Source organism: Streptomyces sp. NPDC096152, from assembly GCF_044763235.1.
Classification (GTDB): domain Bacteria; phylum Actinomycetota; class Actinomycetes; order Streptomycetales; family Streptomycetaceae; genus Streptomyces.
The window spans coordinates 768,618-794,143 of the sequence record NZ_JBIWFW010000002.1; the positions used below are offsets into that span (position 1 = coordinate 768,618).

Consider the following 25,526-nt stretch of genomic DNA (forward strand, 5'->3'; position numbering starts at 1 on the left):
GCGCGCCATTCCCCCGGACGAGTACGGCAACCGGGATGAGGTGGCCAGGTCGGTGCGTCGACCCGGCATCCGACCTGGACCTGAGTACGGCGCAGCGCGCGGAGCAGTCCCGGCGCGGCGGCCGCCCCGGCCACTCGCAGCACCTGCGTGAGGTCCCCAAGCCGCCGGTCCAGGACGAACTCGACCAGTCCTGATCCGCCCCGCACGGCATGCGGACACCGGAACGCCCCATGGACAGCAAATCGAACACACGCGCCGCCGCCCGACTTCCCGGCCGGAGGCGTGTAAGCAACCTCCCGCCGGGTACACCGATATATCCGTAATGCCGAATATGTAACTCATGGAGATGAGTTCTGATGACGCTACCCGCACGCCGACAGCGAGTCGGCGCCCTGGCGGAGCCCGGGGGCACCGCGTGGACACGCAACCCTCTCGCCGAGTTTGACGATCTGTTCAACCGGATGGGACGGCTGCTGGAGTCGACCGTGGGGCCCGGCGCCACGCCGGCAGAGATGCCCTGGATCCCGCAGGCCGACATCTCCGAGACGGACGACGCGTATGTGATCGAACTCGACCTGCCCGGCGCCAGGAGCGAGGACATCGACGTAGAGATCAACGACCGGGAACTGGCGATCTCCGGTGAGATCAAGGAGCGCGAGCGCGAAGGCGTCATGCGGCACCGGACCCGGCGCACCGGACGCTTCGAGTTCCGGGTGGTGCTGCCCGGTGACGTGCGGGCCGAGGACGTGACCGCCGCGCTGTCCGACGGCGTGCTCTCGCTGACCGTGCCCAAGGCCCAGCCGGCGAAGGCCCGGCATGTGGAGATCAAGAAGGGCGACTGACCTCCGGCCCCCCCCAGGCCGGGCGGGGCGGCGAGCGTGAGCCCGCTGCTCCCGCGCACCCAGGCAAGCCCTCCGGCCGCCTTTGTCCATCGCCCTGTGAGGAGTTCTGATGGCAGTCACCGAAGCGGTCATCCCGCTGCTGCGCGACGTCCGCGATGCCGAGGAGGCGGTCGTCGGCCAGTTGCGGGCGGATCTGGCCGCCGAACCCGCGAGGGACCACCGGCAGACCCTGGAGGATCACATCCAGGAGGTCGATGACCACATCCACGAGCTCAATCGCCGCCTGCAGCAGCTTACCGCCCGAGGACCGTTGTCCGAGGCCTTCATCACCCTGGGCGGTCAGGCCGTGAGCACCAGCCGCGTGCTGTGGCGGCTGATGTCGGGGCTGCCGTCGGCCGTGCGGACCGGGCACGATGGCCACACTCCGAAACGCCTCCTGAAGGACATCGAGGAGGAGTTCGCCGTCGCGGCCAAGGCGGCGGCGGCCGCCCGCGCGGCAGAGCGTGTCGCCGATGAGATCGGCGACAGCCTCGACGCCGACATGCTCCGGGGCATCCGCACCGACGACGAGCGGTTCCTCAACAACCTGGACCACAGCCTGGAAGAGGCGGCAGACGTGGTGGTCCGCGTCAGAACCAGCGAGGCCGGCGGCGGAACCGTACCGTCCTCCTGAGCGGTGCCGCCATCCTCATCCGTCCCCGGGCGCCGGCCCGCTCGGGGACGGATGCGTCGCGCTCAGGCGCCGTGCGCGTCCCGGACGCCGAGTTCGTCGATGTGCCCCAGCAGGTCGAGGGGGTCGGCGTAGACCCGGAACGCCTGGGCCCGCTCCAGTTCGTCCTGCCCGTATCCTCCGGACAGCAGCCCCACTCCGAGTGCCTCCGCCCGCCGCGCAGCCAGCAGGTCCCACACACTGTCTCCGACGACGACACAGTCGCGAGCGGGGATTCCGAGCCGCGCCGCGCCCGCCAGGAACAGATCGGGGTCGGGTTTGGCGCGGCTGACTTCCTCGCGGGTGACCGTCGGCACGTCAGGCGGCACGGCGAGTCTGGCGAACATGGGTGCGGCGTCGTCCCGGCGGGCGCTGGTGGCGATCGTCCAGGGGACGCCGCAGTCCGTCAGCGCCCGGAGAAGCTCCGTGGCTCCGGGCAGCGGCCGGATGGCGTTCGTCCAGCCTTCGAAGTGGCGGTGATGGGCGTTCTGCAGTTCATCGGCCTCCCTCGACGTCAGCCGTACGCCGGTCTCGCGCATCATGGCCTGCACGAGCAGGCCACCGCTCATCCCGATCCTCCGGTGGATCCGCCAGATCGCCAGGCCGATGCCCATCTCGCTCAAGGCCTGCTGCCAGGCGATGACGTGCTGGTAGACGCTGTCGACGAGTGTCCCGTCCAGGTCGAAGACGAACGCCGCGGGCCGGGTGGCCGTACCGTCGGACATCTTCCACATCCCTCCCGTCAGCGGCCGGCCCGGGCCGGCGGGGTATGGGCACCGGAGGACAGCCGCTGTGCCCGGGACTCCTCGACCGTGTCCTTCAGGGCGGTGCGGAAGCGGCCAGGGCCCCGGGCGCGCCCCCTGACGGCCTGTTCAAGCGCCTGCCGGCCTAGCGGCCCGTACCGTTCGAGTGCCGCCGCCACCTCGTCGATCTCCTCGTTGTGCGACCGGTCGGCCATGACGGCGGTGCGGCTGGTCGGACCACCGGTGCCGGCCACCCCCGGGGAGTACGGCGGACCGCCGGGACCTGGCCGGTACCGGCGGGCACCGGCCCACTCGCACGCGGACAGAGCTGAGGTCATGGTCACCACGTCCAGCACGATCGCGATGACCGCCGAGCTGAAGTACGTCGCCGTGATCGTCGGCTTGCGCCCGAACGTGTCGAACAATCGCCCGAGCAGCAGCGGACCGAGGAGTTGCTAATCGCGAGGAGCAGCATGGAGCGCGGCACCGCGCCAGAGGCCACCCCGAAGAGGGCCAGGCCCAGCAGCGCCCGGCGCGGATGGCGCTGTGCCGCCACCCGAGCGATCTCCCGGAACCGGATCGACGCCCGCTGCCGTCCGGTGAGGTACCCGCTGGACGGCGGCAGTTCGATCCCTTCCCGGGCTAGCACCTCCGACTCGATGCGGTCCACGATCTCCTCGGCTTCCTTCTCCCGCCCATGGATGAACAGCCAACGAGGGCTCTCCGGAACGTTGCGGCGGACCAGCATGGTCCCAGTCCGAGGAAGCCGCCGTTGCCGAAGGCCCCCTACGAAGATGTGGTGAACGAACTCAGTTACGCCTACGACCTGCACCCCAGCGGAGCTCTGAGGGTCGTCCGGCTGCCGGTCGGACTGCCCGCGGCAGTGGAGTCCGTGTTCAGCCCCGGAGTGTGGTTCAGGGTGCAGGGCCTCTGGCACGGGGCGGGCGGCTCCGGTGCCTCGTAAGGCGGCGGCAGCTGTATACGGCGAACGGGTAGGTCTCGGGGACCTCGCCTCCCTGCCACTCGGCCGTGCGCTCCAGGGGTTCGACGGCCCGGGTCCCATCGATGTGGATGACGCCGTCGAACTGGTCCGAAATGCGCGCGCGGAAGTAGTGGCTCTGCCGCTCGGTCTCCGGCCGGTAGATGACGCCGATCGCCCGCTCAAGGCGCGCCTTGGGCAGCGTGTCGGCGGCCAGGGGCGTCCGGTTGAACGGAAGCAGAAACTCCTTCTCGCCGACCTGGTGGAACATATCCTCGACGCTGTCGACGAGTGCCGGGCGCACCGCCTTGCGCATGACCGGTCCTCCCCAGTCGTCCGCGGCTGTCACCGTGCCGGTGTAGGTGGTGAAGCCCAGCAGGCAGCAGTCATCAGGGTGCGCCTGCCGCACCAACTGGCCGACGTTGAGCTCGCCGCGGAGCGCGGCTTCCGTGCCCCGGGCATCCCTAGGTGGGAGTTGTGCTCCCACACGACGATCCTGGCGGGGCTGCTCCGCTGGTGGCTGAGATGCTCGGCGAGCGCCTCCAGGGTCTCGACCATGTGGCGTTCACGCAGATTCCAGGACGACACCTGCCCGCCGAACATCGTCCGGTAGCACTCGGCCGCGTTCTTGACCGAGCGCGCGTTCTGTTGGGCATAGAACTGGTCGTCCTCGGCGAGCAGTCCGTCTCGTCGTGCGTATTGCAGCGCATGGCGCTCCAGCTCGACGAGTTGGTCCACGACCTGCCGCTCGCAGGTCTCGCCCGCTCCGAAGGCGGCCTCGAACCCCCAGGCCCGGGCGTCGCCGTCGGTGTTGTAGTGATCGAAGCAGGCGTAGCGCTCGCGGGCCTGCTTCGCCGCCTCGGGATCGACGCGGTCCAGGTAGCCGATGACTTCCTCGATCGAGCGGTACAGGCTGTACAGGTCGAGACCGTAGAAGCCCGCTTTCGGCCGCTCGCCGCCGGAGACCCGGTCGTTGTGTTCCCGCAGCCATCCCACAAAGTCCAGCACCGCAGTGTTCCGCCACATCCAGGTGGGGAACCGCCGAAAGCCGCGCAGTGACTCCTCGGCCGTGACGTCGTCGCTGCGGTCCTGGACGTAGCGGTTGACCCGGTAGGAGTCGGGCCAGTCGGCCTCGGCCGCGACCGCGCAGAAGTCCTTCTCCTCGATCAGCCGCTGCGTCATGCGGGCGCGCGCCTGGTAGAACTCGTGCGAGCCGTGTGAGGCCTCGCCGATCAGCACGAAGTGCGCGTTGCCCACCAGGTCGAACAGTGCCTCGTCGCTGGGCACGCCGTCCTCGACAGGGAACGCCTCGGCGCTGATGAGAGCGACCTCGCTCGCCCCCTCCCCGGCCGGCTCCGCGGGCCTGCTCGCCGCCCGGCGCAGCAGCCCCCGCACCTCCTCGTCCGTGATCTGGCGGAAGTCCCAGTAGGACGCGCCGACGACGAAGAACGGCGACGGGGTGGTGGCGCAGACCACGTCGTCGGCAAGGGTTCCGCGTCAGCCGTCGCCGTACAGCGGCCCCTCCAGGGCGTGCCGGACTTGCCGCGCCGCGCCCTGCGAGGTCCACTGGCGTAGAGGGCTTCGCCGGGAAGGGGGCGTCCCATGAAACCGCAGGTACGCGATCCGATCACCCGCATGGTGCGCCATGGCGGCCGGCTCCCGGCGGTGACGTCCCGATGGCCGCCCACGTCGAACGCCTGCTGACGGTAAGCAGCGTGACCGGGGCACACGGCGTCCCTGTGCGACTGGAGAACAACGTGTGGATCGTCGGCGACGACGAACAGGTCCTCGTGATCGACGCCGCCCACGAGCCCGATCTCATCGCCGAGGCGGTCGGCGACCGCCGCCTGGTCGGGATCGTGTGCACGCACGCGCACAGCGGCCACGTCGATGCGGCCGTGGAGCTGTCCGACCTGACCGGGGCACCCATCCTGCTGCACCGCGACGACCTCAGGCTGTGGCACGACATCTACCCGGACCGCACCCCTGACGACGACCTGACCGACGGCCGGGAGATCGATGTCGCGGGAACGGAACTGAGGGTACGTCACACACCCGGGCACACGCCGGGCTCCGTCAGCCTGTACGACCGGGTGCTGCACACCGTCTTCACCGGTGACACGCTGCTGTCCGACGGTCCGGGTATGGCCGGGCGGGAGGGCTCCGATTTCCCGAGGATGATCAACTCGATCCGTGAGCGGTTGATCTCCCTGCCGGCGGACACCGTGGTCTGCCCCGGGCATGGCGATGTCACGACCGTCGGCCAAGCGGGGCAGCACGTCGACGAGTGGGTGGAACGGGGCCTTTGAACCGGGGCGCCGCCGGAGTTCCCGCAACGCCGGGGGCTGGCTCGTATCCGAGCAACAGATCCTCGATTCGTTTGCTGACCACCGGCAAAGATCTGCGGACCGGCCGAGCGCAGCGCCACTGTGGCGACTTCGCCTCTTGTACTGGACAGACGAAGGGAGATATCGGCAGCGGAATGCCCACCGAGCCGCACAAAATGCCATTAAATGGTAGATCCCCGTCACCCCGTGCATCGTTTGACCAGAGATCGAGGTGACGCCATGAATGCCTTTGCGCAGGACAACGTCTCAAGGCGCCGGGGGTCTGTTATCGGGGGCCGAACCTGCTCTCCTGGCTCGTGCCAGCCGCACGCCACGCCACAGGCGCACGGGGAAGAGCCCCACCAACGGTGCCCGTCGCCCGAAGTCCTCGGCGTCCTCGTGGTCGAACGCCCGCGTATAACGCTCCGCGTCCTCGGCGCTCGGATACCGCTTGCTGCCATGCGCCCCGCAACCGCGCTCGCAGCGCCACAGCATGGTGGCGCCCTCGCTCCGGAAGCGGAACCGGTGTCCGACAAGACGGCAGCGCAGCACAAGGAGGGACGTTACGCCGGACACGGGGCGCGAGCCCGGTCCCTCGCCCGTACGGCGCATCGGCCGTGTCCCGAGGCGGAAGGGGCGGCGGCATGACCTCCACCTCCGAACTCCGTGTCATCACCACGAAGGTCCCCGCCCGCCTCGACCGGCTGCCGTGGTCCCGGTTCCACCGGCGGATCGTCATCGGCCTCGGCACCGTCTGGATTCTCGACGGTCTCGAAGTGACCATCGTCGGCGCGGTCGCCTCACGCATGACCGAACCGAACAGCGGCATCCACCTCACCAGCGCCGACATCGGCACGGCCGCCGCGATCTACGTGGCGGGCGCATGCGTCGGTGCCCTGCTCTTCGGCCGGCTCACCGACCGCTACGGGCGCAAGAAGCTGTTCATGCTGACGCTCGGCATCTACATCCTCGCCACGGTCGCGACTGCCTTCGCCCACGACGCCTGGTACCTCTATCTCGCCCGGTTCTTCACCGGCATGGGCATCGGCGGGGAGTACGCGGCGATCAACTCGGCCATCGACGAGCTGATCCCCGCCCGCGTCCGGGGGCAGGTGGATCTGGCCATCAACGGCAGCTACTGGGTGGGGGCCGCCCTCGGCAGCCTGGCCGCCCTGGTGCTCCTCGACGAGAACCTGCTCCCGGCCGGCCTCGGCTGGCGGCTGGCCTTCGGCCTCGGCGGCATCCTCGGTCTCGGCATCATGATGGTCCGCCGCCATGTACCGGAGAGCCCACGCTGGCTGTTCATCCACGGTCACGAGGACCAGGCCGAACGCATTGTCGACCAGATCGAGGACGAGGTACGCCGGGAGACCGGTCAGGACCTGCCCGAGCCGGCCGAGGCCGTCACCGTCCGGCAACGTGACGTGATCCCGTTTACCGAGATCGCCCGAGTGGCCCTGCAGCGGTACCCGCGACGCGCCCTGCTCGGCCTTGCCCTCTTCGTCGGCCAGGCCTTCCTGTACAATGCGATCGTCTTCGACCTGGGCACGCTCCTGAGCGGGTTCTTCGGCGTGGGCTCCAGCTCGGTGCCGTACTTCCTCACCATCTTCGCGATCGCCAACTTCCTCGGCCCGCTGTTGCTCGGTCGGCTGTTCGACACCGTGGGCCGCAAGCCGATGATCGCGGGCACCTACTTCGGCTCGGCCGCCGTGGCGGTGGTCCTCGCCGTCCTGCTGGTCAACGGCTCGCTGACGGCCTGGTCGTTCTTCCTTCTGGTCTCGTTGACCTTCTTCGTCGCGTCCGCCGGAGCGGGCTCCGCCTACCTGACCGTCAGCGAGGTCTTCCCCATGGAGACCCGAGCCCTGTCCATCTCCCTGTTCTTCGCCGTCGGCACCGCCGTGGGCGGCATCACCGGGCCGCTGCTGTTCGGGCACTTCATTCACAGCGGCGACACCACCCTCGTGGCCACCGGCTTCTTCATCGGAGCGGCGGCCATGGCCCTCGGCGGGCTGGCCGAGGTCGCCTTCGGAGTGAAGGCCGAACAGCAGTCCCTGGAGAACATCGCCAGGCCGCTGACCGCCGAGGAAGCCGACGCGGCCTGGCGGGGCGAGTGGGCGCCCCAGGACGAACGGGGCCGCCTCCGCCCCGCGGACATACGGCAGGCCGCGCGCGAGCGGGACCAGCGGATCGCCGACCGCACGGCTGGCCGCCGGGCGCGAGAAGGCACCGGGGCGCGGCGGTACCGTCCGGGCGTCGGCGCGGGCAGTTCCTTCTACTCGCCGGGGATGGTCGGAACCACAGGCGCCGCGAGCCGCACCTCCGCCATGGCCGAGCAGCGCCTCGACGAGGAGATCGAAGAACTGGTCCGGGCCCTCGAAGAGAGCGGGCCCGCCACGCGCGAAGGGCTCGAGCAGGCCGTCCATGGCCGGTCGTGGGGACCCGGGCGCTTCGCAGGGGCCTTGCGGGAGGCCGTCGGGGAGTCCCGCGTCCGCCACCTGCCGGACGACCGTTACGCGCCGCCGGACCGGCCCGGCAAGCCGGGCGGAGCATCCGGCCCCCACCGGAACCGCAGCGCGTGAGCTCTGGCCGGTACCGTGCTCACTTCCCCGGCCCCGGTGGTGGACCTGGTCAGGCGGCGCAGGAACCCGTCGTCGTCCGGACGCTGGCCGACCGCCGCCGCGGTCCTCGCCTACCTCGCCGGTCTGTGGCTGTCCGGCAATGGGCAGCCCCTGCTGGCTCCGCTGACAGCCTTGCTCGTCGTGCAGGTCACGCTGTACGCGACCTTGACCCTCGGCATCCGGCGCATCGCCAGCGTGGTCGCCGGCGTGCTGATCGCCGTCGGCTTCGCGGACGCCGTGGGACTGACCTGGTGGAGCCTCGGACTGCTCGTCCTGGTCTGCCTCCCTCTCGGCCACCTGCTGCATCTGGCCCCCTGGGGGGAGGAGGTCGCCGTCACGGACATGCTCGTCCTCGGCGTGGGCGGGCAGCGGACCGAGGCGCTCGAGCGCGTCATCGAAACCCTGATAGGCGTGACCGTGGGCGTCCCGCTCAACCCGGTCGTGGCCCCGCCCGTCTACGGGGGGCATGCCGGCGAGGGGAGCAGGGACCTCGCGGCACGGCTGCGGCTGCTGGTGCTCCTGCGGATCGGCGACGAACTGGTGCACGGCGCCTCCGCCCGCCATGGGACGGCGTGGCTGGAGGAGGCGCGGCGACTGGATCACCAGACTGCCGATGTGGACGCGGCCCTGGTCAGGGCCGAGGAGAGCCTGCGCCTGAATCCGCGGGGACGTCCGGCATCCGGCACCAGGCTGGTCCTGCGCAGCGGTCTGGACGCCATGGAGCACCGCGCCGTCGGCCTGCGCTCCGTTTGCCGGACCTTCGCCGACCTACGACTCAGGAACGACCGGACATCGCCAGACGCCTGCGCGTCTCGCACACCGAGGACCGCCCGGGAGCCCGGCGCCGACGCGACCGGACCACCCCGGGAGGTCTGCTGCGTTCGCTGCGGTCCGCGAACTGCGGGGGTGGTGGGGCTGTCGCGTGGATCGAGCAGGGGCTGGTCGTTCGGCCGCTCCGGACGATGAAAGAACACATCGCGAGCTGGGAGGAACAATGCGGAACCGGACTCTGAGCAAGATCGGCACACAGCTGTTGCGTCTGCGCCACGACTCGTCACAGAGCTCACAGGACCGGGCGGCGCCGGCCGACTACGGACTGGACCACAGGCAGGTCACCGAATTCGTCGCCGGCACGCTGGACGCGGTGGGCGAGGCGGCGCTCGCCCACCAGGTGGCGCGGCTGCTGCCCTTCCACTGGACCTGGCCCCACCGGGTCGCGGAGGAGATGTCGCAGATCATGGACCACATCGGTGATCAGCGCGAGCTGGTGGCCTGGCTGGATCGGCACCCCGGCCTGCCACGGCTGGTGGCCCGCCTGTACGTCTTCATGGGCCTCCTCGACACGTACAGCGCGGTGCCCGCGGTCGTGACCGCGATGCGTGAGTACCGGGAGCGGACACCGTATCCGCCGGGCCTGGAGCCCTACTTGGTGCCCGCCACCGATGACGACACGCTCGCGAGCATTGCTTTCAAGGTCGAGGAACTGCTCGGCGAGGAGCGGACCCGGGAGGCCGTCGAACTGGCCCTGGCCACTGCGGCATGGCTGCAGCAGATCGCGCCGCGCGCGCGGGAACTCAATCCTGAGGTCGGCGACTTGAACGAGCTGATGGGGCAGGCTCGGCAGGATGTCCGGGCGGCAGAAGCCGACATCTGAACACGACTGTCGATGGGACGGTGAACGGCATGACGGTGAAACTGAACGCGAGGGCGTTCAACCACGCAAAGAAACTGGCCGAAGAGGGCCGGATCGTCTTGGACGACCGGGACGAGTGGAGCGAGCACCGGCCTTCCGCAGCGGACGAGAATGCCTACCTCGAGGAGCACGGATTCAACGAGTACGCCGCGTGGTACCTGGGCATCGATGACGAGATGGGAGAGGAGACCAAGGGCCGGTACAAGTTCCCCTACGGCGATTTCGAGCGCGTCCACCGCTGCGGTGTGCTCTCTGCCGAGGTACGCGCCGGACAGCAGAAATACGTGGACATCGAGAACGCCGCCGCGCACCTGCACGGACTGCTGGACGGCAGGCGGGCCGGGAACCGGTGACAGCGCCGGAAAACGTGTACCCTCACCCAGCCCCCGGCGACGGGTCGTCCAGTGGCGCTAGGTATCGTCGCCCCGCTCGCCCTCCGCCTGGGATGGCTCGCTCCGGGGGACGTCCGGGTGCTGTTCCGTTGCGGTACCCTCGCCCGTCTCGTCCCGCTCGCCCTCGGCCTGCGAGGGTGTGCGGGAGTACCAGGCGTCGTAATCCGGGGCTCGGGATTTCATGACGGGCCTCCTTTGTCGCTCACGTCCATCCTCCCCTCTCAGGCCGTGGTGGAACGTCTGCGACCTCACCGTGCGAACGGCAATCCAGCGTCGTCCAGAGAGGCGATCCCGGCCGGACAGCGTCGATCTCGCCGTCGGGGTTGTGGCCGCTGTCGTACGGGCCGCCCACGTATGGGACACCGCGCCTCGTGTGCCCGGTGCGCGCCAAGGCGTTCTTCAGCCAGTCCAGCTTGTCCCGGGCCTCCTCGACGTGCCCCTTCTCCAACATCGCCTCGACGTACCCGAAGGCGTACCCGGTCGACTGGTGCTCGAAGGGTGTACCGCTCGGCGCGGCGATGGCCCTCAGCTTGCGGAACACCGTGTCGGCCTCGCTGCGCAGCGCCTTTTGAAAGTGGCCGGGTGTGAGTCATTACCCGCACCCGGGCGAGGGCGGAGTGCGGCGTCAGCCGCCGGCCACGGCGCGCACCGCCTCCTCGACCGGGGTGGACCCGCTGATCAGCTCGAGGATGCGCCCGGCGGTCCTGGGCTCGTGGAGCAGGGCGGCGAGCACCGCAGCCACGTCATCGCGCGGCACCTGGCCGCGGTCGGTGTGCTCGGCGAGCGTGACACGGCCGCTACCGGGGTCGTCGGTCAGCATCCCCGGGCGCAGAATCGTCCAGTCCAGTCCCGGACGGGAGGTGATGTCGGCGTCAGCCTCACCCTTGGCCTTCAGGTAGGCGGCGAACACCGGGTCGGTGCCGGGCGGCGGCGGGCTGTCCACGCCCATCGCGGAGATCACCAGGAAGCGGCGCGTCCCGGCGCGCTCGGCCGCGTCGGCGAGGAGGATGGCCGCGTTCCGGTCCACCGTCTGCTTGCGGGCCGCGCCGCTGCCCGGTCCGGCGCCCGCGGCGAACAGTGCCGCGTCTGCGCCGCGAAGTTGGCCGGCCACCTCGTCCACCGAGGCGTGCTCCAGGTCGCACACCACCGGTTCCGCGCCGTCCGCGCGCAGGTCGTCGGCGTGGTCCGGGTTGCGGATCAGCCCTGTGACGTTGTCGCCGCGCGCCGAGAGCAGCCGGGTCAGCCGGCGCGCGATCTTTCCGTGTCCACCCGCGATCACAATGTGCATGGGGTCATTCTTGCCACACGCGACCGCTCACGCCGGGCTGCGGGACTGCCGCGGCAGGTCGGGTCCCGCGGTTGCCCTAAAGTCGGCGCACTCGCGCACCGCGCTGGTGCGCGAGACCACCGGGCCAGAGCGGTGCAGCGACCGGCCCGATCACGGGGCCGTTCGCCAGCTTCCGCGGTTGCACCTCGGCCTCGGTTCGGCGCGTCCGCGGATCCGGCGGCGCCGACCAACGCGTCGTCCTTCGACAGAAGGCCGGCCTCGGCGCGGTATGGCCCGAGGGCAGCGACCTGCGAAGGGATCTCCCGCTCGTTCGTGCCGTCGAAGGAGGTGGCACAGTGTCATCGGGGCACGGTGGTGTCCCGGGTGCTGCCCGCCTCCTGAGCGTCGAAGCGGGGAGAGAGTCCCTGACGGTCGCCCATGCAATCAACCCGGTTTCCTCTGGGCTTCCGAGAAGCACATCCCTGAGGCACCCCGCCGCGAGCCCGCATCGTCGTCCCGCCTCCTGTCCTCGCAGACCGACCGCCGGTGCCACTTTTCGACCCGCTGGGCGCAGGCGGGGTGACCGGGCGAACAGCCACTCTGGGGCCTGTCGGGACCGCTCGGCGGTCCGTCGGCGGAAGGAGTGGCCATGAGCGAGCAGGCCCGCAGGGCCGTTGCCTCGTACTCGACGTACCAGGAAGCCGAACGTGCCGTCGATCACCTCGCCGACCAGGGCTTTCCCGTCCAGAAGGTGGCGATCATCGGTCGGGACATGCGCCTGGTCGAACAGGTGATCGGTCGAATGGGGTACGGCGAGGCCGCCCTCCACGGCGCAGCCACCGGAGCGCTGCCCGGCGTGCTCGTCGGCTGGATCTTCGGGCTGCTGAACTGGCTGAATCCGGTCGTCTCCGGTCTGCTCCTCGCCCTGTACGGGCTGATCTTCGGAGCGGTCGTCGGTGCGCTGCTCGGCGTGCTGTTGCACGCGGCCCAGGGCGGCCGCCGGGACTTCGCCTCGGTCCGCTCGATGGAGCCCAGCCGGTACGACGTCGTGGCGGACGAGGACGTCGCCGATGAGGCCGTCCGGCTGGTCGCCGGGCTGGACGGCAGGGCCGGCGCGAACACGGAGAGCGCCTCCTCCAGGGGCCGGCGCCCGCGCGGCGACCCCGCCCCCAGCTGAACGAGTTTCGAAGCCGGGCGGACAGGGCCCGGAGGATGAACGGTCGCCGACGGACGTCGACCGCTGCGGAAGGAGTTCCTCATGGCCAAGGCAGTGGGCATCGACCTGGGCACCACCAACTCGGTGATCGCCGTGTGGGAGGGCGGCGAGCCGTCCGTCGTGCCCAACAGCGAGGGCAGCCGCACGACACCCTCCGTGGTGGCCTTCACCGACACCGGGGAACGTCTGGTGGGCCAGCTGGCCCGGCGCCAGGCGATCCTCAACCCCAAGGGCACCATCTACTCGGCCAAGCGGTTCATCGGCCGGCACTTCGACGAGATCCCCGACGAGGCCAAGGCCGTCGCCTATGACGTCGTCCCGGGAGACAACGGCGAGGCCCGCTTCAAGGTGCGTGACAAGCTGTACGCGCCTGAGGAGATCAGCGCCCTGGTGCTGCGCAAACTCGCCGACGACGCCTCCAAGCAGCTGGGGGAACGGGTCACGGAGGCGGTCATCACGGTGCCCGCCTACTTCAACGACGCCCAGCGCACCGCCACCCGTGACGCCGGACGGATCGCGGGACTGGAAGTGCTGCGAATCATCAACGAGCCGACGGCGGCCGCCCTCGCGTACGGCATGGACAAGAAGCAGCACGAGACCGTCCTGGTCTTCGACCTGGGCGGCGGCACCTTCGACGTGAGCATCCTCGATGTCGGCGACGGCGTGGTCGAGGTGCGTTCCACGGCGGGTGACAGCCATCTGGGCGGCGACGACTTCGACCGGCGTCTGGTCGACTACCTCGCGGACGACTTCCAGAAGGAGAACGGCATCGACCTGCGCAAGGACCCGCAGGCGCTGCAACGCCTGTTCGAGGCGGCGGAGAAGGCCAAGACCGAGCTCAGCTCCGTCACCCAGACCCAGGTCAGCCTGCCGTTCATCACCGCCGACGCGTCCGGGCCCAAGCATCTCACCGACTCGATCATGCGGTCCACGTTCGAGCAGATCACCGGAGATCTGGTGGAGCGCTGCCTCGGTCCGGTCCAGCAGGCCATGGACGACGCCAAGGTCAGCGACAACGACATCGACGAGGTAATCCTCGTCGGCGGCTCCACCCGTATCCCCGCTGTCCAGGCCCTCGTGCGTCGGCTGACCGGCGGCAAGGAACCCAACATGAGCGTCAACCCCGATGAGGTGGTGGCGCTGGGCGCCGCCATCCAGGCCGGGGTGCTCAAGGGTGAGGTCAAGGACGTCCTGCTGCTCGACGTCACCCCGCTGTCGCTGGGAGTGGAGACGCGCGGCGGAGTGATGACGAAGATCATCGAGCGGAACACCACCATCCCGGTGCGCCGCAGCGAGACCTTCTCCACCGCCGAGGACAACCAGCCGGCCGTCGACATCGTCGTCCTCCAGGGCGAGCGCGAGCGGGCCGCCGACAACCGGGTCCTCGGCCGGTTCCAGCTCACCGACATCCGGCCGGCGCCGCGGGGCGAACCGCAGATCGAGGTCACCTTCGACATCGACGCCAACGGCATCCTCAACGTCAGCGCGCGCGACAAGGACACCGGCAAGGAACAGAGCATCACCATCAGCGAGAGCTCCAACCTGGACCGGAGCGAGGTCGAACGCATGGTCCAGGAGGCCGAAAGCAACCGGGGCCAGGACCAGGCACTCCGCGAGGCCGTGGACGCCCGCAACGAACTCGACGCGATCGCCTATCAGGTCGAAAAGCGTCTGAACGAACTGGCCGACTCCGCGCCCGCGCACGAAAAGGCGCGCGCCGAGATGCTGGTGGCAGAGGCCCGCGACGCGGTCAAGAACGAGGCCGGAGTCGACAAGGTCAGGCCGCTGATCTCCGAACTCCAGCAGGTCTACGCCGGGCTCGCCGCCCACCAGGCCGAAGCCGCGGCGGCGAGTGGTCCGTCGGACACCACCGGGCCGGACGGCTCCGGGCAGGGCGGTGCAGGCGCCGACGAAGACGTGATCGACGCCGAGTTCGACAAGGGCTGAGGTATCCGCCATGCCGATCCCTCCCCAGGACCGATCGTCCGACCCACCGCCCGAAGGCGCCGCACAACCGCCGCAGGGCCACCTGCCCGAGCCCGCGCCGCCGACCACGGAGGCCGAACCGGGGCCGGACGCGGCCACCGGTCCGGCAGGGGGCGAGGACGAGTACGCGGCCGCGCTGAAAGAGGTCGAGGACCGCTGGCGGCGTGCTCTCGCCGATCTGGACAACCTGCGCAAGCGACATGCCAGGGAACTGGACCGGGAGCGCGCGGCCGAACGCGCCCGCACGGCCGCGGCCTTTCTTCCCGTCATCGACAACCTCGAACTGGCCCTGAACCACGCGGGCTCCGACCCCGGGGCGATCGTCGAGGGGGTTCGCGCCGTGCGCGACCAGGCCGTGTCCATCCTCGAACGCCTTGGTTACGAGCGTCACGCCGAGACCGGCGTCCCGTTCGACCCCTCCCGGCACGAGGTCGTCGGCGTGGTCCAGGACCCCGACGCAGAACCGAACACCGTGGCGCAGGTGCTGCGCCCCGGCTACGGCGAGGCCGAGCGGCAGCTGAGGCCGGCCGCCGTGACCGTCGCCAAGCGGGAGTGAGCGGCCATGGCACGCGACTTCTACGAGGTTCTCGGGGTCCCGCGAGACGCCGACAAGGACGAGATCCAGCGGGCGTACCGCAAGCTGGCCCGCAAGTACCACCCCGACGTCAACAAGGACCCCGCGGCGGAGGAGCGGTTCAAGGAGATCAACGAGGCCTTCAGTGTCCTGTCCGACCCGAACCAGCGGGGCCGTTACGACCGCTTCGGCGAGGACTTCCGGAAGGTCCCCGAGGACTGGGAGGAGCGGGTCGGTGCCGGCGCGGGACCCGGCGGCGGCTTCCGCTGGTCCACCGGGGGCGGCCCCCGGGTCCGGTATGCCACCAGCGGCTTCGGCGCGGAGGGCGTCGACGTCGACGACCTGTTCGGCTCGTTCTTCGGGGGCGCCGGACGGGTGCGTGTCCCCGGAGCCGACCAGGAGGCCGAACTGCCGCTCACTGTCGAGGAGGCCTACCGCGGAGGCCGCCGCACCGTCACCCTTGCCGGGCCCTCCGGGCAGCCGCGGCGGTACGAGGTCGACGTGCCACCGGGTGTCACCGACGGGCAGCGTATCCGCCTGGCGGGCGAGGGCGGCCGGGGCGGTGGTGACGCCCCCGCGGGGGACCTGTACCTGCGGGTGCGGATCCAGCCGCACCCCCAGTTCCGCCTCGACGGCCGGGACGTGTACGTGCAGCTTCCGGTCACCCCCTGGGAGGCCGCGCTGGGTGCGACGGTTCCGGTGCCCACGCCGAGCGGGGCGACGGCGAAGGTGAGCGTGCCCGCGGGCTCGTCCAGCGGCCGGCGGCTGCGGCTGCGCGGTGAGGGCATGCCGAACCCGCGCGGCACGAACGGCGACCTCTACGCCGAGCTCCGGATCATGGTGCCGTCCAGGCTCAGCGACCGGGAGCGCGCACTTTTCGAGGAGCTCGCCGCCGTCTCCTCGTTCGACCCCAGGAGGCACGATGAGTGACCCACGCGTCGGGGCGCGCCAGGCGTCTCGGCTGACAGCTCCCGCGCCGGCACGTGTCCGGTACGCGATCGTGCCGGTGCCCAGGCTCTCCCTGCAGACCGTGGCTCGCCGCTCCGGCGTCCATCCCGACCTCATCCGCCGGTTCGTCGCTCTGGGCCTGGTCGAGGCCGAGCGCGACGCCTCCGGAGGCCTGGTGTTCGAAGCCACGGCACCGGCCGCCCTCGCCCGCGTCCAGCGGCTGCGCACCGGGCTGTGCCTCAACTACGCATCCATCGGCCTGGTGCTCGACCTGCTGGACCGCATCAGCATGCTCGAAGCCGCCCTGCGCCGCGCCGGTACGAGGAGTGAAACACCCCCATGGACATGAACCGTCTCACCCAGAAGTCCCAGGAAGCCCTCCAGGAGGCCCAGACCGCGGCCGTCCGCATGGGGCAGACCGAGGTCGACGGGGAACACCTGCTGCTCGCGCTTCTCGATCAGGAGGACGGTCTGATCCCACGGTTGCTGCAACAGGCCGGCACCGAGCCGAAGGAGCTGCGCGCTGCCGTGCGCGAGGAACTCTCCCGCCGCCCGAAGGTCACCGGTCCCGGCGCGGCACCCGGCCAGGTCTTCGTCACTCAGCGCCTGTCCCGCCTGCTCGATGCGGCCGAGCGGGAGGCCAAACGCCTCAAGGACGAGTACGTGTCCGTGGAGCACCTCCTGCTCGCCCTGGCCGAGGAGGGCTCGTCCACCGCCGCCGGACGCCTGCTCAAGGAGCACGGCGTGACCCGCGAGTCGTTCCTGAGCGCGCTCACCCAGGTCCGCGGCCACCAGCGGGTCACCTCAGCCAACCCCGAAGTGGCCTACGAGGCTCTGGAGAAGTACGGCCGCGACCTGGTCCTCGAGGCCCGGTCCGGGCGGCTGGACCCGGTCATCGGCCGGGACGCCGAGATCCGCCGCGTCACCCAGATCCTCAGCCGCAAGACCAAGAACAACCCCGTCCTCATCGGCGACCCCGGCGTCGGCAAGACCGCCATCGTCGAGGGCCTCGCCCAGCGCATCGTCCGCGGTGACGTACCCGAGGGCCTGCGAGACAAGACGGTGTTCGCCCTCGACATGGGCTCCCTGGTCGCCGGCGCCAAGTACCGCGGCGAGTTCGAGGAACGCCTCAAGGCCGTGCTGTCCGAGGTGAAGGCCGCCCAAGGACGCATCCTGCTCTTCGTCGACGAACTGCACACCGTCGTCGGCGCGGGCGCCGCCGAAGGGGCCATGGACGCGGGCAACATGCTCAAGCCGATGCTCGCCCGCGGCGAACTGCACATGATCGGTGCCACCACCCTCGACGAGTACCGCAAGCACATCGAGAAGGACGCCGCCCTCGAACGCCGCTTCCAGCAGGTCCTGGTCGACGAGCCGAGCGTGGAGGACACCATCTCCATCCTGCGCGGACTGCGCGAACGCCTGGAGGTCTTCCACGGCGTGAAGATCCAGGACACCGCGCTGGTCTCCGCGGCCACCCTCAGCCACCGCTACATCACCGACCGGTTCCTGCCCGACAAGGCCATCGACCTCGTCGACGAGGCGTGCGCCCGGCTGCGTACCGAGATCGACTCGATGCCCGCCGAACTGGACGAGATCACCCGTCGCGTCACCCGTCTGGAGATCGAGGAGGCGGCCCTGTCCAAGGAGACCGACCCCGCCAGCAAAGCCCGCCTGGAGGAGCTGCGCAGGGAACTGGCCGACCTGCGCGGCGAGGCCGACGCCAAACGCGCCCAGTGGGAGGCCGAGCGGCAGGCGATCCGCCGCGTGCAGGAACTGCGCCAGGAACTGGAGCAGGTCCGCCACGAAGCGGAGGAGGCCGAACGCGCCTACGACCTCAACCGAGCCGCCGAACTCCGCTACGGCCGCCTCCAGGAACTGGAGCGCCGGCTCGCCGCAGAGGAGGAGCAACTGGCCGCCAAGCAAGGGCAGAACCGGCTGCTGCGCGAGGTCGTCACCGAGGAGGAGATCGCCGAGATCGTCGCCGCCTGGACCGGCGTGCCCGTCGCCCGTCTCCAGGAGGGCGAACGCGAGAAGCTGCTGCGCCTCGATGAGATCCTGCGCGAGCGCGTCATCGGCCAGGACGAGGCCGTCAAGCTCGTTGCCGACGCCATCATCCGCGCCCGCTCCGGCATCCGCGACCCTCGCCGCCCCATCGGCTCGTTCATCTTCCTCGGCCCCACCGGCGTCGGGAAGACCGAGCTGGCCAAGACCCTCGCCCGGGCCCTGTTCGACTCCGAGGAGAACATGGTGCGCCTCGACATGAGCGAGTACCAGGAGCGGCACACTGTCAGCCGGCTCATGGGCGCACCGCCCGGATACGTCGGCTACGAGGAAGGCGGTCAGCTCACCGAGGCCGTACGCCGCAAGCCGTACTCGGTGGTGCTGTTCGACGAGATCGAGAAGGCGCACACCGATGTCTTCAACACCCTGCTGCAGATCCTCGACGACGGCCGCATCACCGATGCCCAGGGCCGCACCGTCGACTTCCGCAACACCGTCATCATCATGACGTCCAACATCGGCTCCGAGCACCTCCTCGACGGCGCCACCGCCGAGGGTGAGATCAAGCCGGACGCCCGCGCCCTGGTGATGGGCGAGCTGCGCGGGCACTTCCGCCCGGAGTTCCTCAACCGCGTCGACGACATCGTGCTGTTCAAGCCACTCGGTGAGCGGCAGATCGAACGCATCGTGGAGCTGCAGTTCGACGAGCTGCGCCGCCGTCTCGCCGAACGCCGCATCACCGTCGAACTCACCGACGCCGCCCGGGAGCTGATCGCCCACCAGGGCTACGACCCGGTGTACGGGGCCCGGCCGCTGCGCCGCTACATCTCCCACGAGGTCGAGACAATGGTCGGGCGCGCCCTGCTGCGCGGCGACGTCCAGGAAGGCGCCACGGTCCGCGTCGACGCCGAGGCCGGGGAACTGGTGGTCACCTACGACCGGCCCGAGGGAGTGAAGGGAGCGCGGGCGGCATGAGCACGATGCAGGCAACGACCGTCAAGTGTCCGAACTGCGGGCGCACCAACCGGGTGCCCGCGGCCGCGGAGGGCCGCCCCAAGTGCGGCCACTGCAAGCAGCCCCTACCGTGGATGGTGGACGCGGGCGACGACGACTTCGCCGAGGTGGCCGAGCGGGCCGACGTCCCCGTCGTGGTCGACCTGTGGGCCACCTGGTGCGGCCCCTGCCGCATGGTCAGCCCAGCGCTGGAGAAGGTCGCCACCGACCTCGCCGGCCGAATCAAACTCGTCAAGGTCGACGTCGACAAGAACCCACGATTGTCGCAGCGTTTCGAGGTCCAGGCGGTACCGACACTGCTGATCCTCGACCAGGGCGAGACGGTCGCCCGGCAGGCGGGGGCGGCGCCCGCCCCCGCTCTGCGCCAGTGGGTGGAACAGTCGCTCACCGCCCGGAAAGGGTGATCCGGATGACCCTGCACGCAGACCCCCACCTCGCGCTTGTCCGGCCGGTCCAGCCGCTGACCCCAGAAGGGTGTCAGGAGTGTCTGCTGCTCGGCTCCCCGTGGGTCCACCTGAGGCTCTGCCTGACCTGCGGGCACGTCGGCTGCTGCGACTCCTCGCCGAACAAGCACGCGCGCAGGCACGCAGCCGCCGTCGCCCATCCGATCGTCCAGTCGTTCCAGCCCGGCGAGGAATGGCGCTGGTGCTACGTTCACGAGGCGTTCGTCTGATGTCCGGCGACCAGTCGCTGCCGGGCGAAGAACCGGTCCCGGAGGAAACGGACGAGGCCGCCTTCTGGGAGACCCCGGACGTCTACGGCGCGTATCCGCGCCTTACGGAGGACCAGATAGCACGTCTGGCGGAGCACGGGGAACGCCGGAGCATGGCTGCGAACGACGTGCTGATCCGGGAGGGGGAGCGCTGCGAGACGTTCTACGTCGTCCTCAGCGGTTCCGTCGCCGTCGTCGAGGACTACGGCACTCCCGAGGAGCACCTGCTGCGCGTGCACGGCCCCGGTCGCTTCATCGGCGAACTCGGGCTGCTGCACGGACAGGTGGCCTTCTACACCGCTGTCGCCAGGGAGCCGGGCGAGGTCCTCGTCGTCCCCTTGGACCAGTTGCGCCACCTGGTGTCCCAGGACTCCAGCATCGGGGACGTCGTGCTGCGCGCCTGTCTGGGCCGTCGCGCGCTGCTCGTCGGACAGGGGGCCGGCTTCCGCATCGTCGGCTCGCGCTACTCGCCCGACACCAGGCGGCTGCGCGAGTTCGCCGTCCGCAACCGGCTGCCGCACCGGTGGATCGACCTGGAGACCGACGATGAGGCCGAGGAGCTGCTGCGCCGCTTCGGCGTCAGCCCGGAGGAGACACCACTGGTCATCTGGCGGGACACCACCCTGTTGCGCAACCCCAGCAACGCGGAACTGGCCCGGCTCATCGGCCTGCCGGCACTGCCTGCCGGAGACCGTCACGGCGACGTCCTCATCGTCGGCTCCGGACCCGCCGGCCTCGCTGCCGCGGTGTACGCCGCCTCCGAGGGCCTGAGCACCACGGTGGTGGAGGCGATGGCCACCGGCGGTCAGGCCGGCACGTCGTCCCGCATCGAGAATCTGCTCGGCTTCCCTTCCGGCATCTCCGGCGCCGAACTCGCCGAACGCGCCGTGCTCCAGGCCGACAAGTTCGGCGCCAGGATCAGCATTCCGGTGGAGGCGACCGGTCTCCATCCCAAGGACGAGGACCACTACGTGGTGGCGTTCGCCGACGGCAGCGAGATCGCCGCCCGCGCCGTCGTCCTGGCCACGGGTGCCCACTACCGTCGGCTCCAGGTGCCCGGTATCGAACGCCTGGAGGGAACGAGCGTGCACTACTCGGCGACGGTCTACGAGGCCCAGCAGTGCCGCACCGACCCGGTGGCCGTCGTCGGCGGGGGCAACTCGGCGGGCCAGGCGGTGCTGTTCCTCGCCGAGTACGCGCCGAAGGTGCACCTGCTGGTCCGAGGACCCAGCCTGGAGGCCAACATGTCCCGCTACCTGGTCGACCAGGTAGCGGGACATCCGCGGGTGGAGGTCATGCTGCACACCGAGGTCACCGAGGTGATCGGCCAGGAGATACTGGAGGAGCTCGACGTGGTCGACAACCGCACGGGCGGGCACCGCCGGCTCGTGGTACGGAGCCTGTTCGTCTTCACCGGCGCCGACCCCCACACCGAGTGGCTCGCCGGCACCATCGCCCTCGACTCCCGCGGCTTCGTCCTCACCGGGCCGGAGGCCCAGGAAGCCTGCGTCCACCCCGAGGTGTGGCACGGCCGCGGGCGCTCGTGCATGACCCTGGAGACCAGCCTGCCCGGGGTCTTCGCGGCCGGGGACGTCCGTAGCGGCTCGGTGAAGCGGGTGGCCTCGGCGGCCGGTGAGGGCGCGATGGCCATCCATTTCGTGCACCGGCACCTGGGGCACTCGGCCGCACCCGGCACCACGGGCACGTCCGCTGCCGCGGGCGGCTCGGACGTCTCCCCACGCATACGTCACAAGGAGTCCGCATGGCTCGCATGACACAGGGCGGGCGATGAGATCACGAGAAGGAAGATGGAGGCGATGGCGATGGCCATGCCCGTCCGGCGCCACCGCGGTGGCGGACTGCAGGAAAGGCCCGTCTGGGCACCCACCCCTGTCAATCCCCTGGTCGAGTTCGACGAACTGCTCAACCAGATGAGCGGCCTGCTGGAGTCGACGGTGGGCGCGGCACCCGCGGTTGCGTGGACGCCTCTTGCGGACGTGTCGGAGTCCGAGGACGCGTTCCACATAGAGATCGAACTCCCCGGAGTGAAGAGCAAGGACATTGACGTAGAGGCCAACGGTCCCGAACTCGTGGTAACCGGAGAGATCAAGGAGCGGGAGCGCAAGGGTGTCCTGCGCCGCAGCACCCGCCGCGTCGGCGCCTTCGAGTACCGTTTGCGGCTGCCCGGAGAACTGGACACCCACAAGATCAAGGCTGAGATGCAGGACGGAGTGCTCAGCATCACCGTCCCCAAGGCCGACGTCGCAAAGCCGCGACACGTCGAGATCACCGAGACGAGTGAAAGCACCGAGAGCAGCGGCTGAGACGCGAGCGCCGCGGTTCCGGGCACCCATCCGGCACTGCGGCCGGGCCGGCGAAGCTCGACACCCCTCACGGCGGCGGAGACGCGCTACGTGGCTCCCCACCGGCTTCCTTTCGGCGCCGCAGACGCCAGGTGCGCCGCAGCCGAAGGGGGAGCGGAATTAGCGGTGCTCGTCGGCCCATGTCCGCCAGGTCTCGCGGTCGAATGCCCGTGCGTAACGCTCGGCGTCATGGGCCGTGCGATATCGCTTGCTTCCCTCCGCTCCGCAATCCGCGCGCAGTGTCAGAGCATCGGGTGGACCTCATGGAGAAGGCGATAACGGTGTCCCAGAAGGTGGCAGTGCAGCACGGAAGAGCACGCTACGCGGACCGGTCCAGTTCGGCCTGTTCTGTCCCTCTTCAGGTAGGCATATAGTCGCGAACGGAGAGGCATGGCATGACCACCGCCGCCGAGCTAGGTGTCGTCACGACCAAGGTCCCCGCCCGGCTTGACCGGCTGCCGTGGTCGAGCTGATTCCTGTGTCCAGGCCAACAGTCCCTGGAGAACATTGCCCGGCCCGCTCACCGCCGAGGAGACCGAGGCAGCCTGGCGCAACGAGCCCGCGCCACAGGATGCGCGAGATTGCCTCCGGCCCGCGCACATCCGGCAGGCCGCGCACGAGCGGGAACTGCGGATCGCCGGCCGCACCGCCCGCCGCCGGGAGTGGGAGCGCGCCGGAGCCCGCCGCTACTGCCCGGGCACCGGACCGGGTAGCACCCTGTACTCGCCGGGGGTGGCCGGCACCGCGGGCACGGCAAGACGTACGTCCGCCGTGGCCGAACAACGCCTCGACGACGAGATCGAACAGACCGCCCACGCGCTCCCAGAAGCCGGCCCGAAGAGCCGCGACCGACTCGAACAGGCCGTGGGCGGCCGTCCCTGGGGCCCAGGGCGCTTCCGCCGTGGGCAGAAGGAAGGCAGCTATGAAATACGACGGATTCCTCGCCCGTGTGCGCGAGCGAGGCGAATACAAAGACCAGGACGAAGCCGCGGACGTCACCAACGCCGTGCTGGAAGTCCTGGCCCAACGGATCAGCCCGGGAGAGGTCAAGGACCTCGCATCCCAGATGCCCGGCCCGCTGCGACAAGTTCTGGACCATGCCGCGCCGCAGCAGGCGCGAGGCTTCGGGATCGAAGAGTTCTACCGCCGGGTCGCCGAGCGCACCCATGCCCGGCCGCGTACGGCGCAGTGGGACGCCAGCGCGGTCCTGACCACTGTTGCCGACGCTGTCACCGGCGGAGAGCTGAATCAGATCATCAGCCAACTCCCCTCCAGTTACGCGGTCCTGTTCGGCAAGGCCGACCTCGCGGACTGAGACAGTGAGCCGCGGTGGTTGCCGAGCGTGATGACCGTGGTTCTGCTGCCGGAGTGGTCAAGGTTGGCGCCCCATTGAGAGTAGGACTGCTTGATCAGCTCACCATCCTCGGACACCGCCATGCCCGGCTGAACGACGGAGTGACCGGTGTGATCCGCCGGGCGCCCGCCGAACTGCGGGAGGCACGGAGTGTGTGGGGGATCTCAACCCGGCGCAATGCCGCATGAGTCAGCGTCTGCGTCCTCGGAGTACCGGCGCCACGGCTGCGCTCTCCGGCTCTTGCGGATACGGATCAGGGGGCTGCCACTCGAACATCAAGATCGTGGCGTCGTCGCTGAGTTTGTTGTGCCGATGCTCGAGGATTGCATGGATGAGCAGGCGCAGCACTTCCGGAGCGCTCTGCCCCGCTGCGGTCGACCGGATGATGTAGTCGGTGAAGCGTGCCAGGCCGAACTCTTCGCCTGCCTCGTCGCGTGACTCTACGACGCCGTCTGAGTAGAGCAGTATTCGGTCACCGGGTTCGAGGCTGACGTCGTGCACCTGACGAGTGGTCCCGGCGAGACTGGCGGGCAGACCCAAAGGAGGCTCAGGTGGCCGCTCCAAGGCATTGTGGAGCAGGCGGTGGCGACGGATGAGCAACGGGGGCGGGTGGCCGCAGTTGCACCAGCGCAGCACGCCGGTGGGCATGTGCAACTGGGCGAAGACACCCGTGCAGAACTGCTCCGGAAGCCACTTCGCCAGCGCCTCGTCCACGGTGCCCGCGAGTTCGTTCAGGTCTGCCCCGCTGCGCCGGGCGTTACGGCAGCCTGCCATGGCGACAGAGGTGGCAAGTCCGGACGCCAGGTTGTGCCCCATGCCGTCAAGGATTGTGGCGTGCAGAACGTCCTCGGTGAACGCATGGTCGAAAGCATCGCCGCCCAGTTCGTACGCAGGCTCCAGAACCGCCGTCGAAAATACCCGCCCGGTGCCGATCGACCGGGGAGGGAGAAAAGCCCTCACCATCTCCGTGGGCAGGTGCATCGGCTTGGTACGCATGCGCTGCGCGATGGTGTCGCTGTAGGTGCGCTTGGATGTGATGATCAGTGCGAGGAGCAGCGCCGTCGTTCGACAGCGCCGTAGCTTGAGCCCGTCCAGGGTGCTCACGTTCAGCTCCACGACGCCCAGCCGCTCCGCTCCGTCGGCCAGAGGGAGCCATACGTTCAGCCCGCCGGAGAAGCCCTCTTCCACTCGGACAGAGTCGGTGCGGTAGGCCCATCCGGCCAGCGAAGTGTCGAGCTCCAGTTCCGGCTCGCTTTCGACAAGCGGCACCAGCAGTCTTTGCTGGATGTCGGCCAGATAGATGACGGCCCTGCCCAGACCCATGGCCTCGGCATACCGGTTCAGGACCACGGGCAGTTCCGCAGGTGATGCCAACTGGGCTGCTCTGACCAGTTCCTCCAGCAGCCGCTCACCGGACCCGACGGACATGTTCCTGTCCACGCCTTCGATGATCCCAGCGAGATCGAGCCGCCACAATTTGAGCTCTCCGACATCCGAGATGTGGGCCGATCAGCCTGGCATGCTGGGGCTTGCCCTTGCGGATCGGTCGGGCATCGGGATCGGCTGACGACACCAGCCGGTCGGGGATCGTGCGGATGCCCGGAAGAGCACAGCGGTCTGCTCCAGCAGTCGGCGGGTGCCCGCCACGGTCTCGGCCAGCTCACCGACCAAGTGCGTCAGCCGCCCCCAGGGCTGTTTGCCCAGCGCGCCTCGGGCGTTGCACCCCACCGCAGGACGAGCTCGAGGTGGACGAGGTGCTGTAGCGCGGGCTCTGGACCGTCTGGC

Annotated in this window: 25 protein-coding genes and 2 pseudogenes; 19 read left to right on the forward strand and 8 right to left on the reverse strand. The window is 69.9% G+C overall.

The window, feature by feature from the left end; genetic code table 11:
• The first annotated feature begins 35 nt into the window (after window positions 1-35).
• The 3 genes from ACIQ9G_RS09065 to ACIQ9G_RS09075 all read left to right on the forward strand — a co-directional run bounded on the left by ACIQ9G_RS09065 (window position 36) and on the right by ACIQ9G_RS09075 (window position 1,515).
• Window positions 36-194 carry a hypothetical protein gene (locus ACIQ9G_RS09065; RefSeq protein WP_403607969.1) on the forward strand — a complete coding sequence of 53 codons (159 nt, stop codon included), beginning with the start codon at window positions 36-38 and terminating at the stop codon, window positions 192-194.
• 162 nt (window positions 195-356) lie between these two features.
• Window positions 357-842 carry an Hsp20/alpha crystallin family protein gene (locus ACIQ9G_RS09070; protein ID WP_403607650.1) on the forward strand — a complete coding sequence of 162 codons (486 nt, stop codon included), beginning with the start codon at window positions 357-359 and terminating at the stop codon, window positions 840-842.
• Window positions 843-951: 109 nt separating this feature from the next.
• Window positions 952-1,515, forward strand: coding sequence for a hypothetical protein (locus ACIQ9G_RS09075; protein ID WP_403607651.1), 564 nt, complete (start codon window positions 952-954; stop codon window positions 1,513-1,515).
• A gap of 62 nt (window positions 1,516-1,577) precedes the next feature.
• Here ACIQ9G_RS09075 and ACIQ9G_RS09080 read toward each other — a convergent pair whose 3' ends face one another.
• The 3 genes and pseudogenes from ACIQ9G_RS09080 to ACIQ9G_RS09090 form a co-directional block, all read right to left on the reverse strand.
• Window positions 1,578-2,276, reverse strand: a complete 699-nt coding sequence (locus ACIQ9G_RS09080; protein WP_403607652.1) for an HAD family hydrolase — start codon at window positions 2,274-2,276, stop codon at window positions 1,578-1,580.
• Window positions 2,277-2,293: 17 nt separating this feature from the next.
• On the reverse strand, window positions 2,294-2,719 hold the full coding sequence (locus ACIQ9G_RS09085) for a hypothetical protein (RefSeq protein ID WP_403607653.1): 426 nt from the start codon (window positions 2,717-2,719) through the stop codon (window positions 2,294-2,296).
• A gap of 489 nt (window positions 2,720-3,208) precedes the next feature.
• A pseudogene (locus ACIQ9G_RS09090) lies at window positions 3,209-4,455 on the reverse strand (erythromycin esterase family protein).
• A gap of 494 nt (window positions 4,456-4,949) precedes the next feature.
• On the opposite strand from ACIQ9G_RS09090, the gene ACIQ9G_RS09095 reads away from it, so the two are divergent.
• The 5 genes from ACIQ9G_RS09095 (at window position 4,950) to ACIQ9G_RS09115 (ending at window position 10,264) form a co-directional block, all read left to right on the forward strand.
• Window positions 4,950-5,582, forward strand: a complete 633-nt coding sequence (locus ACIQ9G_RS09095; protein ID WP_403607654.1) for an MBL fold metallo-hydrolase — start codon at window positions 4,950-4,952, stop codon at window positions 5,580-5,582.
• Between the two features lie 662 nt (window positions 5,583-6,244).
• Window positions 6,245-8,179 (forward strand): MFS transporter, encoded by a 1,935-nt coding sequence (locus tag ACIQ9G_RS09100; RefSeq protein ID WP_403607655.1) that lies wholly within the window; start codon window positions 6,245-6,247, stop codon window positions 8,177-8,179.
• A 15-nt stretch (window positions 8,180-8,194) separates the two neighbouring features.
• Entirely contained in the window at window positions 8,195-9,184 is a 990-nt protein-coding gene (locus tag ACIQ9G_RS09105) for an aromatic acid exporter family protein (RefSeq protein WP_403607656.1), read from the forward strand.
• 28 nt (window positions 9,185-9,212) lie between these two features.
• A complete protein-coding gene (locus ACIQ9G_RS09110) occupies window positions 9,213-9,872 on the forward strand; it encodes a hypothetical protein (RefSeq protein ID WP_403607657.1) in 660 nt (219 codons plus the stop codon).
• Between the two features lie 29 nt (window positions 9,873-9,901).
• Window positions 9,902-10,264 (forward strand): hypothetical protein, encoded by a 363-nt coding sequence (locus ACIQ9G_RS09115; RefSeq protein WP_403607658.1) that lies wholly within the window; start codon window positions 9,902-9,904, stop codon window positions 10,262-10,264.
• Window positions 10,265-10,321: 57 nt separating this feature from the next.
• Here ACIQ9G_RS09115 and ACIQ9G_RS09120 read toward each other — a convergent pair whose 3' ends face one another.
• The 3 genes from ACIQ9G_RS09120 to ACIQ9G_RS09130 all read right to left on the reverse strand — a co-directional run bounded on the left by ACIQ9G_RS09120 (window position 10,322) and on the right by ACIQ9G_RS09130 (window position 11,591).
• The gene (locus tag ACIQ9G_RS09120; RefSeq protein WP_403607659.1) at window positions 10,322-10,486 is read right to left on the reverse strand and encodes a hypothetical protein; all 165 of its coding nucleotides are present in this window, start codon (window positions 10,484-10,486) and stop codon (window positions 10,322-10,324) included.
• Between the two features lie 19 nt (window positions 10,487-10,505).
• Complete coding sequence (locus ACIQ9G_RS09125; protein WP_403607660.1) at window positions 10,506-10,844, reverse strand: hypothetical protein; 339 nt, start codon at window positions 10,842-10,844, stop codon at window positions 10,506-10,508.
• A gap of 84 nt (window positions 10,845-10,928) precedes the next feature.
• Window positions 10,929-11,591 (reverse strand): SDR family oxidoreductase, encoded by a 663-nt coding sequence (locus ACIQ9G_RS09130; RefSeq protein ID WP_403607661.1) that lies wholly within the window; start codon window positions 11,589-11,591, stop codon window positions 10,929-10,931.
• A gap of 628 nt (window positions 11,592-12,219) precedes the next feature.
• On the opposite strand from ACIQ9G_RS09130, the gene ACIQ9G_RS09135 reads away from it, so the two are divergent.
• The 11 genes from ACIQ9G_RS09135 (at window position 12,220) to ACIQ9G_RS09185 (ending at window position 23,702) form a co-directional block, all read left to right on the forward strand.
• Entirely contained in the window at window positions 12,220-12,747 is a 528-nt protein-coding gene (locus tag ACIQ9G_RS09135; RefSeq protein ID WP_403607662.1) for a general stress protein, read from the forward strand.
• Window positions 12,748-12,828: 81 nt separating this feature from the next.
• Entirely contained in the window at window positions 12,829-14,733 is a 1,905-nt protein-coding gene (gene dnaK / locus ACIQ9G_RS09140; RefSeq protein ID WP_403607663.1) for a molecular chaperone DnaK, read from the forward strand.
• Between the two features lie 10 nt (window positions 14,734-14,743).
• Complete coding sequence (locus tag ACIQ9G_RS09145) at window positions 14,744-15,328, forward strand: nucleotide exchange factor GrpE (protein ID WP_356187069.1); 585 nt, start codon at window positions 14,744-14,746, stop codon at window positions 15,326-15,328.
• A gap of 6 nt (window positions 15,329-15,334) precedes the next feature.
• Window positions 15,335-16,276 (forward strand): DnaJ C-terminal domain-containing protein, encoded by a 942-nt coding sequence (locus ACIQ9G_RS09150; protein ID WP_403607664.1) that lies wholly within the window; start codon window positions 15,335-15,337, stop codon window positions 16,274-16,276.
• Window positions 16,269-16,643 (forward strand): chaperone modulator CbpM, encoded by a 375-nt coding sequence (locus ACIQ9G_RS09155; protein WP_403607665.1) that lies wholly within the window; start codon window positions 16,269-16,271, stop codon window positions 16,641-16,643. Before ACIQ9G_RS09150 ends, ACIQ9G_RS09155 begins: the two co-directional genes overlap by 8 nt.
• Window positions 16,634-19,273, forward strand: a complete 2,640-nt coding sequence (clpB, locus tag ACIQ9G_RS09160) for an ATP-dependent chaperone ClpB (protein ID WP_403607666.1) — start codon at window positions 16,634-16,636, stop codon at window positions 19,271-19,273. The genes ACIQ9G_RS09155 and clpB overlap by 10 nt, the downstream gene beginning before the upstream one ends.
• The gene (gene trxA / locus ACIQ9G_RS09165) at window positions 19,270-19,716 is read left to right on the forward strand and encodes a thioredoxin (protein ID WP_403607667.1); all 447 of its coding nucleotides are present in this window, start codon (window positions 19,270-19,272) and stop codon (window positions 19,714-19,716) included. The genes clpB and trxA overlap by 4 nt, the downstream gene beginning before the upstream one ends.
• A 5-nt stretch (window positions 19,717-19,721) precedes the next feature.
• Complete coding sequence (locus ACIQ9G_RS09170) at window positions 19,722-19,985, forward strand: UBP-type zinc finger domain-containing protein (RefSeq protein ID WP_364841485.1); 264 nt, start codon at window positions 19,722-19,724, stop codon at window positions 19,983-19,985.
• On the forward strand, window positions 19,985-21,799 hold the full coding sequence (locus ACIQ9G_RS09175; RefSeq protein WP_403607668.1) for an FAD-dependent oxidoreductase: 1,815 nt from the start codon (window positions 19,985-19,987) through the stop codon (window positions 21,797-21,799). Before ACIQ9G_RS09170 ends, ACIQ9G_RS09175 begins: the two co-directional genes overlap by 1 nt.
• 48 nt (window positions 21,800-21,847) lie before the next feature.
• Window positions 21,848-22,348, forward strand: a complete 501-nt coding sequence (locus ACIQ9G_RS09180; protein ID WP_069783395.1) for an Hsp20/alpha crystallin family protein — start codon at window positions 21,848-21,850, stop codon at window positions 22,346-22,348.
• A gap of 961 nt (window positions 22,349-23,309) precedes the next feature.
• A complete protein-coding gene (locus ACIQ9G_RS09185; protein WP_403607669.1) occupies window positions 23,310-23,702 on the forward strand; it encodes a DUF2267 domain-containing protein in 393 nt (130 codons plus the stop codon).
• A gap of 228 nt (window positions 23,703-23,930) precedes the next feature.
• Here the strand turns inward: ACIQ9G_RS09185 and ACIQ9G_RS09190 are convergent, their stop codons facing one another.
• Together ACIQ9G_RS09190 and ACIQ9G_RS09195 are read right to left on the reverse strand one after the other, a co-directional pair.
• On the reverse strand, window positions 23,931-25,169 hold the full coding sequence (locus ACIQ9G_RS09190; protein WP_403607937.1) for a PP2C family protein-serine/threonine phosphatase: 1,239 nt from the start codon (window positions 25,167-25,169) through the stop codon (window positions 23,931-23,933).
• A gap of 76 nt (window positions 25,170-25,245) precedes the next feature.
• Window positions 25,246-25,511 (reverse strand): annotated as a pseudogene (locus tag ACIQ9G_RS09195) (ISNCY family transposase); the annotation flags it as partial.
• Between the last annotated feature and the right edge of the window lie 15 nt (window positions 25,512-25,526).